General features: G+C 58.5%; 11 protein-coding genes. 5 read left to right on the top strand and 6 right to left on the bottom strand.

Going from position 1 to position 12,911, the window contains the following annotated elements:
* Positions 1–26: 26 nt before the first annotated feature.
* The 4 genes from rsmJ to AC6I79_RS01130 form a co-directional block, all read right to left on the bottom strand.
* On the bottom strand, positions 27–776 hold the full coding sequence (gene rsmJ / locus AC6I79_RS01145; RefSeq protein ID WP_021508104.1) for a 16S rRNA (guanine(1516)-N(2))-methyltransferase RsmJ: 750 nt from the start codon (positions 774–776) through the stop codon (positions 27–29).
* 8 nt (positions 777–784) lie between these two features.
* Positions 785–2,827, bottom strand: coding sequence for an oligopeptidase A (gene prlC, locus AC6I79_RS01140; protein WP_211724982.1), 2,043 nt, complete (start codon positions 2,825–2,827; stop codon positions 785–787).
* Positions 2,828–3,043: 216 nt separating this feature from the next.
* Entirely contained in the window at positions 3,044–4,888 is a 1,845-nt protein-coding gene (locus AC6I79_RS01135; RefSeq protein WP_498027519.1) for a hypothetical protein, read from the bottom strand.
* 133 nt (positions 4,889–5,021) lie between these two features.
* A complete protein-coding gene (locus AC6I79_RS01130) occupies positions 5,022–5,471 on the bottom strand; it encodes a YuaE family lipoprotein (protein ID WP_021508101.1) in 450 nt (149 codons plus the stop codon).
* A 336-nt stretch (positions 5,472–5,807) separates the two neighbouring features.
* Between AC6I79_RS01130 and AC6I79_RS01125 the strand changes: the two genes are divergently transcribed.
* Positions 5,808–6,650 carry a 23S rRNA (adenine(2030)-N(6))-methyltransferase RlmJ gene (locus tag AC6I79_RS01125; protein WP_021508100.1) on the top strand — a complete coding sequence of 281 codons (843 nt, stop codon included), beginning with the start codon at positions 5,808–5,810 and terminating at the stop codon, positions 6,648–6,650.
* Positions 6,651–6,653: 3 nt separating this feature from the next.
* Here the strand turns inward: AC6I79_RS01125 and rnz are convergent, their stop codons facing one another.
* On the bottom strand, positions 6,654–7,565 hold the full coding sequence (gene rnz / locus AC6I79_RS01120; protein WP_058759345.1) for a ribonuclease Z: 912 nt from the start codon (positions 7,563–7,565) through the stop codon (positions 6,654–6,656).
* 130 nt (positions 7,566–7,695) lie between these two features.
* Between rnz and gorA the strand changes: the two genes are divergently transcribed.
* From gorA to AC6I79_RS01105, 3 genes are all read left to right on the top strand, one after another.
* Positions 7,696–9,048, top strand: a complete 1,353-nt coding sequence (gorA, locus tag AC6I79_RS01115) for a glutathione-disulfide reductase (protein WP_159378013.1) — start codon at positions 7,696–7,698, stop codon at positions 9,046–9,048.
* 141 nt (positions 9,049–9,189) lie between these two features.
* Positions 9,190–10,122: a nucleoside recognition domain-containing protein gene (locus AC6I79_RS01110; RefSeq protein WP_031279810.1), complete on the top strand. Its 933-nt coding sequence runs from the start codon at positions 9,190–9,192 to the stop codon at positions 10,120–10,122.
* 70 nt (positions 10,123–10,192) lie between these two features.
* The gene (locus AC6I79_RS01105; protein ID WP_059012346.1) at positions 10,193–10,996 is read left to right on the top strand and encodes an acyltransferase; all 804 of its coding nucleotides are present in this window, start codon (positions 10,193–10,195) and stop codon (positions 10,994–10,996) included.
* Between the two features lie 95 nt (positions 10,997–11,091).
* Here AC6I79_RS01105 and AC6I79_RS01100 read toward each other — a convergent pair whose 3' ends face one another.
* Positions 11,092–11,913: an SDR family oxidoreductase gene (locus tag AC6I79_RS01100; RefSeq protein WP_021508095.1), complete on the bottom strand. Its 822-nt coding sequence runs from the start codon at positions 11,911–11,913 to the stop codon at positions 11,092–11,094.
* Positions 11,914–12,008: 95 nt separating this feature from the next.
* Here AC6I79_RS01100 and AC6I79_RS01095 point away from each other — a divergent pair, with 95 nt between their 5' ends.
* The gene (locus tag AC6I79_RS01095) at positions 12,009–12,911 is read left to right on the top strand and encodes a LysR substrate-binding domain-containing protein (protein WP_262256841.1); all 903 of its coding nucleotides are present in this window, start codon (positions 12,009–12,011) and stop codon (positions 12,909–12,911) included.

The following is a 12,911-nucleotide window of genomic DNA, read 5'->3' as shown; positions in this document are numbered from 1 at the left end:
CACGCCGCTAAGCCCATAGTGACTGCTTACGACAACGGCGGATAAATATCGAAACGGTGGCTTTTGGTCACCACCGCCGATTGGGTGGCGACGCCGGCCAGCGGCGGTGCGTAATCCGGGCGCTTCACCACGATGCGCTTCTTCGCCAGACGGCGCGCCGGTTCGAGCAGCGCATCGGCATCCTCGTCCGGCCCCACCAGCGACTGAAACACCCGCATCTCCTTCTTCACCAGCGCGCTTTTCTGCCGGTGCGGATACATCGGATCGAGATACACCACGTCCGGTGCCGGCGTGATATCACTCAGCGCCTGCTGGCTGACCACATGCAGCAGCGTCAGCCGCTCGCGCAGCCAGCCGCCGATCTCCGCATCTTCATAACCACGCCGCAAACCATCTTCCAGCAGCGCCGCGACCACCGGATGACGCTCCAGCATACGCACGCGACAGCCCAGCGCGGCCAGCACAAAGGCATCGCGCCCCAATCCTGCCGTCGCATCCACCACGTCGGGCAGATAATCCCCTTTGATGCCCACCGCTTTCGCCACCGCTTCGCCGCGTCCGCCGCCAAATTTGCGCCGGTGCGCCATCGCGCCGGAAACGAAATCGACAAAGATGCCGCCAAGCTTTGGCTCATCGACTTTACGCAGCTCCAGATGCTGAGCTGTCAGCACCAGCGCCAGCGTGGCGCTGTCGTCCTGCTCCAGCCCCCAGCGCTGCGCCAAATGTAATAAGGCGCCGTCTCCGGCGCCTGTTTCATCCACTAAACCGATCTTCACAAGCAGGTTTATCCCTGAATTCCGTAGTGTTCCAGCATCGCATCCAGCTGCGGTTCACGGCCGCGGAAGCGCTTGAACAGCTCCATCGGCTCTTCGGAACCGCCGCGCGTCAGGATGTTGTCGAGGAACGACTGACCGGTCTGACGGTTGAAGATGCCCTCTTCTTCGAAGCGCGAATACGCATCGGCAGCCAGCACATCGGCCCACAGATAGCTGTAGTAACCCGCCGCGTAGCCACCGGCAAACACGTGGCTGAAGGCGTGCGGGAAGCGGCCCCACTCCGGACTCGGCACTACGGCAACCTGTTTTTTCACTTCACGCAGGGTTTCGAGGATTTGCGCGCCCTGCGCCGGATCAAATTCGGTATGCAGACGGAAATCGAACAGGCCGAACTCCAGCTGACGCAGAATGAACAGCGCCGCCTGATAGTTCTTCGCCGCCAGCATTTTATCCAGCAGCGCTTTCGGCAGCGGCTCACCGGTTTCGTAATGGCCGGAGATGAACGCCAGCGCTTCCGGCTCCCAGCACCAGTTTTCCATAAACTGGCTCGGCAGCTCGACCGCATCCCAAGGCACGCCGTTGATGCCGGATACGCCCGGCGCTTCGATGCGCGTCAGCATGTGGTGCAGGCCGTGGCCGAACTCGTGGAACAGTGTGGTCACTTCATCGTGAGTGAACAGCGCCGGTTTGCCCTGTACCGGGCGATTGAAGTTACAGGTCAGGTACGCCACCGGCTTCTGCAGACTGCCATCGGCTTTGCGCATCTGCCCGACGCAGTCATCCATCCACGCGCCGCCGCGCTTGTGCTCGCGCGCGTAAAGGTCGAGGTAGAAGCTGCCACGCAGCTCGCCGCTCTCGTCGTACAGGTCGAAGAAACGCACGTCCGGATGATAAACATCCACGTCGGTACGCTCTTTGGCGGTGATGCCATAAATGCGCTTCACCACTTCAAACAGGCCGTTCACCGCGCGTGATTCCGGGAAGTACGGACGCAGCTGTTCGTCGCTGATGGTATACAGATGCTGTTTCTGCTTCTCGCCGTAATAGGTGAGATCCCACGGATTCATCTCATCCACGCCAAACTCTTTTTTGGCGAAGGCACGCAGCTGCGCCAGCTCTTTTTCACCCTGCGGGCGCGCGCGTTTGGCGAGGTCGTTCAGGAAGTCGATCACCTGAGACGGGCTTTCCGCCATTTTGGTTGCCAGCGATTTGTCGGCGAACGAGTCAAAGCCCAGCAGCTCGGCCAGCTCGTGGCGCAGCGCCAGCTCTTCCGCCATGATTGGGCCATTGTCCCATTTACCGGCGTTCGGGCCCTGATCGGAGGCACGGGTGGAATAGGCGCGATACATCTCTTCACGCAGCGCGGCGTTGTCGCAGTAGGTCATCACCGGCAGATAGCTCGGGATATCCAGCGTCAGCAGCCAGCCTTCCTGCTGTTTGGCTTCCGCCTGCGCTTTGGCTGCGGCCAGTGCGCTCTCCGGCATTCCCGCCAGTTCAGCTTCGTCGGTGATCAGTTTGCTCCAGCCCATGGTGGCGTCCAGCACGTTGTTGCTGTAAGCCGATCCCAGCTCGGAGAGGCGCGCGGCGATCTCGCCATAGCGTTTCTGTTTCTGTTTATCGAGGCCGATACCGGACAGCTCAAAGTCGCGCAGGCTGTTATCCACCGCTTTCTTCTGCGCGGTATCCAGCTGTGCGTAGCTCTCGCCCTCACGCAGGTTGCGATACGCCTGATACAGGCCTTCGTGCTGACCCACCCAGGTGCTGTATTCGGACAGCAGCGGCAGCGTCTGCTCGTAGGCTTCGCGCAGTTCCGGGCTGTTTTTTACCGAGTTGAGATGGCTGACCGGCGAGAAGATGCGGCCCAGGCGATCGTCCACTTCCGCCAGCGGCTGGACTAAATTTTCCCAGGTGTAAGGCGCGCCCTGCGCCACTACGCGCTCCACCGCCGCGCGACAGTCGTTCAGCGCTTCAGTTACAGCGGGAACCACGTGCTCAGGTTTGATGGCGGAAAAAGGCGGTAGCGTAAAAGGCGTGAGTAACGGATTGGTCATAAGCGCAGTCCTTTCATCATGGAGTGGGGCCGCGCGCAGGGGCGCGACGCAATTTTACTAACATGCGGCCAGACGAGGGGAAAATCAATGCCACCCGCAAGGGCAGAGAGAAAAACGCGCGATGAATCGCGCCGCTACAATAAGTGCACGTATCAGTAGCGGCGCGATCTAGCGCGCAATGTTGAAAAAAAAGCCCGCCAGACGGCGGGCCAGAGGTTATTTGATGGTCAGCTGATAATGGATCACATCATACGGCGCGACCCACGGTGGCAGCGGCTCGCGCTCGTAAATATCTTTCGCCAGCGCCCAGCCTTCCACTGCGCCGCCTTTACCAGTCAGCGACATGCCTTCCTGCAACAGTGGCGGCAGGCTGTCGTTGAACGGCACCTGATCGTGCGAAAAATCGTTGATTACCTTGCCGCTCAGAGTGGTGACGCGGACACTGACCGCTGCCTGCTGGTCCGGCAGCAGTTTGCCTTTGACGCTTTTCACCGCAAACCACTGCATGCCGAGATCTTTCTTCAGCGCTTTACGCTTCGCCACTTTCTTGTCCAGCTGCGCGTAACCTTTTTCAATCAGTGCGTTCAGTCCTTTGCCAATGGAGGCCTGCATAGTGGCGTAACGGCGCGCCATCTCTTCGCCATCAAGCAGCGAATCACCGCTTTGCAGCTGGGTGGTTAAGCCGGCAATCAGCTGATCCATACTGATGCTGAGGCCGATGTCTTTGACCATCTGCAGCTGCACCACCGCATTGCTGGCGATGAACTGACCCAGCGTATAACCATCGCGTTCGGCATCGCTTTTCGGGGCAGAAAGTTTCGGCGCGGCGGCCGGTTGCTGCTTCGCTGCCTCCAGTTCCCGCGTCAGCTGCGCCAGATTGTGCGCCTGCTGCTGTTTTTCGCTATCCAGCGCAGCGAGTTGTTTTTCACGCTCGGCCTGCTGCGTCTGCAGTGCGGTGAGCTTCTTCTCGCTTTCCGTCTGCTGAGACTGTAACGCTTTCAGCTGCTTGTCGCTTGCAGTCTGCTGCGCGGCCAGTTTTTGGGCGCTTTCAGCCTGTTGTGCGCTGAGCTGCTGTTTGGTTTCAGCCTGTAATGCCGCCAGCTTTTTATCGCTTTCCGCCTGCTGGGCGCTGAGCTGCTTTTTGCTCTCAGCCTGCAGCGCCGCCAGCACCTTCTCGTTTTCTGCCTGTAAGGCCGCCAGCTTTTTGTCGCTTGCCGCCTGCTGGGCGCTGAGCTGTTTTTTGCTCTCAGCCTGCAGTGCCGCCAGCGTTTTCTCGTTTTCGGCTTTCAGCGCTTTCAGCGCGTCGGCGCTCTGGGTGGCCGCCGCGCGCGCGTCACTGAGCTGTTTCGTCAGCTGGGCGCTGCCGGCGCTTTGCTGCTGCTGTGCCTCTTTCAGCGCCTGCTGCAGCGTGGCGATGTTTTTCTCCTGCTGCTGCTTCTCCGCGCTGAGCGCCGCCAGTTTTTTGTCGTTCACGGCCTGCTGGGCGCTGAGCTGTTTTTTGCTCTCAGCCTGCAACGCCGCCAGCGCTTTCTCGTTTTCGGCTTTCAGCGCTTTCAGCGCGTCGACGCTCTGGGTGGCCGCTGCGCGCGCGTCGCTGAGCTGTTTCGTCAGCTGGGCACTGCCGGCGCTTTGCTGCTGCTGAGCCTCTTTCAGCGCCTGCTGCAGCGTGGCGATGTTTTTCTCCTGCTGCTGTTTCTCCGCGCTGAGCGCTGCCAGTTTTTTGTCGCTGGCAGCCAGCTGCGCCTTTAACGCATCGTCCGCTTTCACCGCAGGTGCCGCAGACAGCTTTTCCAGCTCCGCCACGCGCGCGCGCAGACGCGTCAGTTCCGCACTGTGATCGGGCGCTGTTGCGGCTTTTTTCTCTGCCTTGCTGACGGTTTTCGCCGCCGGTTTAGCGGCCGGTTTTGCAGGTGGCTGTGGTTTTGCTGCCGGTGCCGGCGGCAGGGTGCGCGCTGCTTCGCTGAACGCGCGCAGCATGTCATCATCAGCCGCTGACGCGGCCTGTCCGGGTAGCAGTAAGGCCGCGCTAATCAGCACCGCCAGCAGATGACGCTGTGTCATCAAAACCTCCAGTCGCGGCTCCTTGCCGCTAAGAAAACAAAAGGCCTCATCTCAATATGTTAATTGAGATGAAGCCATCCACCGCGCGAGGTTGTCGCGCTGTTAAAAAAGGGGTCGGCTTGCGCCGTTATTGTTAACCGGCCTGGCGAATAATCAGCTGTGACAGACGGGTTTTAATGCGGAAGCATAGTTCACGGATCTGGAACTGATAGCGCGGCATGACTAAATCGTTAATATCTGCGCCAATCGAATCTTTAATCTGCAGATATTTGTTGGTCTGCGCGCCAATTTTCTGGAACTCCGCCTGGTAGCTGTCATAAGACGCCTGGCTGTAGAGGCGCATCGCATCCAGCTCTTTACGGCACTGCTGAATATTGCTGGCGCGATCGTCAGCGAACGAGGCAGCGGCCGGCTGGGCTGGCGCTTCGGTTACAAACGGCTGGCCGTCAGGCCGTGCAGCGGATTCAGCCATCGGCTGAGCGTCGGCGGCGGGCGGCGTTACCAGGCTATGAACAGGCTGTTGTTTCGCGCAACCAGCCAGTGCCAGCAGGCTTGCCACCGCGATACCAGTCATTTTTTTCATTATTGTCACCAGGAGTTATTAAGGATGCTTGAAGCAAAAAATTATACGGCCATGGCCGAAAAGTTTCCTTGCCAGAGACGCATTCCTGGCATTTCGCTCGCGACCGCTTCGTTTTCGGCTACTAACTTACTTAATCTGCGGTAAAATTTCGAGAGTCGAATTATCCCTAAGTGAAATTAGTTCTCTACCAGACCGGTCGCATTCCGCTAAAGCGACCCGGGCGCTGAAAACTTAAGCGGATGGTAAAACGTCAGCAATTTTTATGCGGCGCGGCTATAATCGCGCCACACACGATCTATTCGACTTCATTGATCCAACCGCGGACCCCTCTTTTTTATGCTGAGTTATCGCCACAGTTTTCATGCCGGCAACCACGCCGACGTGCTGAAACACACCGTTGAAAGCCTGATCCTTACCGCCCTGATGGAGAAGGAGAAACCTTTCCTCTATCTGGACACCCACGCCGGTGCCGGACGTTACCAGCTGAGCGGTGAGCACGCCGAACGTACCGGCGAATATCTGGAAGGCATTGCGCGTATCTGGCAACAGCCGGACGCACCGGCGCTGCTGAAGCCCTATCTGGCGGCGATTCGCAACCTTAACCCAACCGGTACGCTGCGCTATTACCCTGGCTCGCCGCTGATCGCCCGCCATCTGCTGCGCGACGAGGATAAGCTGCAGCTCACCGAACTGCATCCGACCGATTACCCGCTGCTGCGCAGTGAGTTCAGTAAAGATGCGCGCGCCCGCGTTGAACGCGCGGATGGTTATCAGCAGCTGAAGGCCAAACTGCCGCCACCGACCCGTCGCGGCCTGATCCTTATCGACCCGCCGTACGAAATGAAAAGCGATTATCAGGATGTGGTGAAAGGCATTCAGGAAGGTCACAAACGTTTCGCCACCGGTGTCTATGCGCTGTGGTATCCGGTGGTGTTGCGCCAGCAGATCAAGCACATGCTGAAGGATCTGGAAGCCACCGGCATCCGCAATATTCTGCAGATCGAGCTGGCAGTACGTCCGGACAGCGATCAGCGCGGCATGACCGCGTCCGGGATGATTGTCATCAACCCGCCGTGGAAGCTGAAAGCGCAGATGGAAGAGCTGCTGCCGTGGCTGCACCAGAAGCTGGTGCCCGCCGGCACCGGTCACTACAGCGTGACGCAAATCGTGCCGGAATAAGCGCTACACCTCAAATATCGCAAAATCATGGGCCAGTTCGGTGGCCGGAAACACCGACTGGCACTCAGCCAGCAGCCTTTCCCGATCCTGTGACAAATAGCGCGAGCTAAAGTGCGTAGCGATCATGCGTTTTGCGCCAGCGCGCTGTGCCACGCTGGCCGCCTGCACCGTAGTCGAGTGGCCGCGCCCGTTGGCTTTTTCCGCCATCGCCGCTTCCAGTGTGGTTTCATGCACCATCACATCGGCGTTCGCCGCCAGCTGCAACGCCACCTCGGTAGGGCCGGTATCGCCGAAGATCGCCAGCACTTTGCCTTTGGTGGCCGGGCCAAGATAGTCGGCACCGTTGATCTCGCGGCCATCTTCCAGCGTGATGCGTTTGCCCTGTTTCAGATCCTGATACCATGGGCCGCGCGGCACGCCTTCCGCCTTCAGGCGCGGTGCGTCAAGGAAGCCCGGCTTATCATGCTGTTCGATGCGGTAGCCATAGCACTCGACCACGTGATTCAGCGCATAAGCAGTGACGCGAAACTCACCGTTATCCAGCACCGGACCGGCTTCGATCTCAACAATCTCCAGCGGATAGCCGGTATAAGAGCCACTCAGGCTGAGCGCGGTCTCGACAAACTGGCGCAATCCTTTCGGACCGTACAGCGTCATCGGCTCGGTCAGGCCCGCCATCGAACGGCTGGTGAGCAGACCCGGCAGGCCAAAGATGTGATCGCCATGCAAATGGGTAATAAAGATTTTTTCCAGCTTGCCGGGCTTAAGCGCCGATCGCATAAACTGATGCTGCGTCGCTTCGCCACAGTCGAACAGCCAGGTCTCGCCGCGTTTCGACAGCGTCAGCGCAATGGCCGTGACGTTGCGCTGCAGGCTGGGCGCGCCCGCGCCAGTACCAAGAAATGTCAGGTGCATGATAAGTTCCTTTGAGCCAACCCCTTGCCGGCATTCAACCCTATTACATACATAGGTGCAAACTTTGCGCCGGTAACTGAAGCGGCGTTACACTCTATGCCAGTTTTCCTCCAACAGATGGACACAACGGATGACCAGACATTTTGATTACCTCGCCATTGGCGGCGGCAGCGGCGGTATCGCCTCCATTAACCGTGCGGCGATGTATGGCCAGAAGTGCGCGCTGATCGAAGCGAAAGAGCTGGGCGGCACCTGCGTCAACGTCGGCTGTGTACCGAAGAAAGTGATGTGGCACGCCGCGCAGATCGCCGAAGCGATTCACCTGTACGGTCCGGATTACGGCTTTGATACCACCGTTAATCGCTTTGACTGGTCAACGCTGGTGAAAAACCGCAGCGCCTACATCGACCGTATCCACACCTCGTACGACAACGTGCTGGGTAAAAACCAGGTAGAAGTGATCAAAGGGTTCGCGCGCTTTGTCGATGCCCACACGGTGGAAGTGAACGGCGAGACCATTACTGCCGACCATATCCTGATCGCCACCGGCGGTCGTCCCAGCCATCCACAGGTGCCGGGCGCAGAGTACGGCATCGATTCCGACGGCTTCTTTGAGCTGGAGGCGCTGCCAAAACGCGTTGCGGTGGTAGGCGCAGGCTATATTGCGGTAGAGCTGGCCGGCGTGGTGAATGCGCTGGGCGCAGAAACTCACCTGTTTGTGCGTCAGCATGCGCCGCTGCGCAGCTTCGACCCGCTGATTGTTGAGACGCTGGTAGAAGTGATGCAGGCGGAAGGTCCGACGCTGCACACCGAATCGATCCCGAAAGCGGTGATCAGGAATGCTGACGGCAGCCTGACGCTGCAGCTGGAAAACGGCCAGCAGCAGACGGTGGATTGCCTGGTATGGGCAATTGGCCGCGAGCCCGCCACCGATAACCTCAACCTGACGGTGACCGGTGTGGCGCTGAATGACAAAGGCTACATTCAGGTCGACAAGTTCCAGAACACTAACGTCAAAGGCATCTATGCGGTGGGTGATAACACCGGTGCGGTCGAGCTGACGCCGGTGGCCGTGGCGGCAGGCCGTCGCCTGTCCGAACGCCTGTTTAATAACAAGCCGGACGAGCATCTCGACTACAGCAACGTTCCCACCGTGGTGTTCAGCCATCCGCCGATTGGCACCGTCGGTCTGACCGAACCGCAGGCGCGTGAGCAGTATGGCGACGACCAGGTAAAAGTGTACAAATCGTCGTTCACCGCCATGTATACCGCGGTGACCCAGCACCGTCAGCCGTGCCGCATGAAGCTGGTATGCGTGGGGCCGGAAGAGAAGATTGTGGGTATTCACGGTATCGGCAACGGCATGGATGAGATGCTGCAGGGCTTTGCGGTGGCGCTGAAGATGGGCGCCACCAAAAAAGACTTCGACAACACCGTGGCGATTCACCCGACGGCGGCGGAAGAGTTCGTCACCATGCGCTAACACCGCCTCCGCGCCATCATCGCAGCCCCCGCCTGGGGGCTTTTTTGTTTGCTGACTACTCAACAGCGCGCATACCCGCTATGATTTTTGCTTTGCTGGCGCGGCGGCCAGCGTTTTGCGGTAACGGGACGACGTCAGCACGTGAATATCATCAGCATAATTATGGAGTCGGGCAAAGCTGCGGTCGACGTCGCGCTTTACACTCTGATTCCCATCATGGTGGTGATGCTATTCATCATGAAATACCTCGAAGTGAAAGGCGTGCTGGATTTTGTCGTGCGCCACGCCACGCCGTTACTGAAGCCGCTGGGGATTACCGGCCTGGCGCTGTTCGCACTCATCCAGTTGAATTTTGTCAGTTTTGCCGCACCGCTCGCCGCGCTGGCGATCATGGAGAAGCGCGGCACTTCAGACCGCCATATGGCGGCCACGCTGGCGATGCTGTTTGCGATGGGCCAGGCCAACGCCTTTTATCCGCTGATTCCTGACGGGCTCAACTGGAGCGCCGCGCTGCTGTTCTCCATCAGCGGCGGCGTGCTGGCGGCCGCATCAACCTATCACTTTTTTGCCCGCAAACTTTCCGACGTCGCGCTGCGCGATGAAGACCAGGGCGTGGAGAACAGCGACACGAAGCCGGGACTGATCGCCATCATCAACACCTCGGGTGCCGACGCCATTCGCCTCGCGCTCGGTTCGCTGCCGATGCTGATCCTTTCCTTGTCGGTAGTGGGCATCCTGAAGAGTGCCGGCGCCATTGAGCTGCTGACGCAGCTGCTGGCACCGCTGTTACACAAACTGCATATCGCCGAGGTGTATGTGCTGCCTGCGCTGACCAAATGCCTGGCCGGCGGTACCGCCTATTACGGCGTGGTTGCCGGACTGGTCGAACAGGGGCAGTACAGTGCGCACAACATCAACGCCGCGGCAGGCCTGCTGATTCAGACCTTCGACCTGCCCGGCATCGGCATTTTCCTCGGGCTCTCCAGCCGTTTTCCGCGCCTGTTCCGCTTCGCCGTGCCCGGCATTTTGCTCGGCATTGCGCTGCGCGCCACGGCGCACAGCCTGCTGTTCTGATGCCCAACGCTTAATATCGACGTGATTCAGGCCGCTTTGAAAACGGCCATCCCGACTCACGTAGCGAAAAATGACAATATTACATCCAGAGCAGCTCAGGCTTATTGAAGGTAACAAATTTCTCGGTAAAGAACCGACACTCATCAATAGCCAGATTAATTTTCATGGTAAGAACAATATTCTGATATGTGAGGAGGGCGTAGTCCTGCAGGATTCCGTAGTGGATTTTCGGGCGGATAATTCAATCATTTATTTGAGCCAAAGTGCGATACCCTACATCGTTAAAATAATTGCATTCTCAAATTCGGTCTGCTTCATCGGCAGACATAATTACTTCAATGAAAAGTTAACGCTGATTCTCTCAGAAGAAAAAAATATCATCATTGGCAATCATTGTTGTCTCTCCTTTGGTATCTGGATGCGAACCGCCGATCCTCATCTGATATATAACATTGCGGATAATCAGCGCATCAATCATTCCCGTAGCATTTATATCGGCGATCACGTGTGGATCGGACAAAACGCGATGATTTTAAAAGGTTCCTCGATCCACTCCGGCAGCGTAATTGGTGCCATGAGTCTGGTGGCGGGGAAAACGATACACTCCAATAGCTGCTGGGGCGGGAACCCAGTGAGAATGCTTAAAGAGAATATTGCCTGGTCCGGAGAAAGCGTTCATCACTGGACAGAAGCGACAACGCGTGCCTGGAACATGTGCGATACCGAACCAATGCAGTTTAACCATGACGACCATGTATTAAATATTGCGGTGATTGAACAGGGGTTTAAAAATGCCCGCAATGTTGTTGATAAATGCCAATATCTATTGAAGCATATCGTTAAAAACGAAAATAAAAATCGTTTTTATGGTTAAGGTAAATAAAAGAGACAACGATGTCAGCCAGTCCGTGTTAACCAGCCGCAGACCGCCATTAATAACGGTCTGCGCAACCAGGTTACACGGCAAAGTTACGCATCCGCGCCAAACGCCAGCGCTCTCTGCGCGCGCAGTTCTGCCAGCCGGGCTTCCAGCGCGGCTTCGATGTGCTGATAGGCCGTGCTGCCCAGCGCCAGCCGCAGCGGCATCGTTTCCTGATCCAGCGTCGCCAGCGTGGCCGCCACGCATTTTCCGGCATCACCCAATATAGCAAAGTCACCCGCTTCAATCGCCCGACGGAACTGACCGGATGCGTTATCACGATAGGCGTCGAGCGGCGCGGCGATATCCAGCCCGCTGGCGAAGTTAGTGACGGTCGGGCCCGGCTCCACCAGCAGCAGCTCGATGCCAAAGCTGGCGACTTCCTGGCGCACCGCTTCGACAAAACCTTCAATGCCCCATTTGCTGGCGTGATACAGGCTGAAATTGGGATACGCCACCTGGCCGCCTTCGGACGAGATCTGCGCAATGCGGCCACCGCCCTGCTGGCGCAAATGCGGGATGACGGCGCGAATCAGCTGGATCGATCCGGTGAGATTGGTGGCGATCTGGCGTGCAATCTGCGCGTCGCTGAGCTCTTCCGCCGCGCCAAACAGACCGTAAGCGGCGTTGCTTACCACCACATCAATACGCCCGACGCGGGCAAAGGCGCTGGCGATGGCCGGTGCGATACTGGCCGTTTCGGCCAGATCCAGCCGCATCACCAGCAGCCGATCGCCATATTGCTGCTGCAAATCTTCCAGCGCCTGCTCGCGGCGCACCGTTGCCACCACGCGATCGCCGCGCTCAAGTAAACGTTCACTCATCAGTCGGCCCAGTCCGCTGCTGGCACCGGTAATTAACCAGGTTTTCATTTTGCGCTCCTCATGTTGAAAACCTGATGATAGATCGCTTTACTGGTGGTCATAATCTCCCCAATCGCACATGACCTGGTGAGGAAATACCACCAATGAAACGCCCTTCATGGCACGAACTGCAGGCGATCAAAACGCTGGGCGAGCAGCGCAGCTTCCGGCGCGCTGCCGAGCTGCTTGGCCTGAAGCGATCTTCGCTCAGCCACCTGGTGAAAACGCTGGAGCACAACCTCGGCGTGCAGCTGTTTCAGCGCACCACACGCAGCGTGTCGCTGACCGACGCCGGTGAGCAGCTATTACAGCGCCTCGCGCCGCTGCTCAATCAGATGGATGAGGTGCTGCACGAGGTCAGCCTGAGCCGCCAGCAGCAGTACGGTACGCTGCGCATCAGCGCCAGCGATGTGGTGATTGGCCTGCTGCTGGATCAGGTAGTGCCCGAGTTCAGCGCGCGCTATCCCGGTATTCAGCTTGATTTCGCCGCTCAGGGCGCGCTGGTGGATATCACCGCTGCCGGGTTTGATGCCGGTATCCGGCTGATTGAAGATGTGCCGCAGGATATGGTGGCTATTGCGCTCGGCGGCCCGCTGACCTTCGTTACCGTGGCCTCGCCCGACTATCTGGCGGTGCACGCGCCGGTGCGTCAGCCGCAGGATTTACTGCAGCAGCAGTGTATTCGTCATCGCCTGCCCGGGGGCAAACGCTATCGCTGGGAGTATCAGAGTGCGGAAGAAAGTCTGGAGATTGACGTGCCGGGTACGCTGACGTTAGACAATAACGCGCTGATGGCGCGCGCGGCCATCAACGGTTCAGGGATTGCGTTCGTGCCCTCACTGTACGTTAGCGAGGCACTGCAGCAGGGGAAATTAGTGGAGCTGCTGGCCGACTGGCGCATTCAGTCGGCGGGAATCGCGCTGTGGTTCCCGCCGAACCGGCATCAGTCGATGGCGCTGCGGCTGTTTATCGACGCATTGAAAACCCGCCTGCCGCACTACCGCTGA

Source organism: gamma proteobacterium symbiont of Scutellera amethystina, assembly GCF_059730845.1.
The sequence above is the reverse complement of the archived record's forward strand: the minus strand, read 5'-3'. Positions and strand labels throughout refer to the sequence as shown.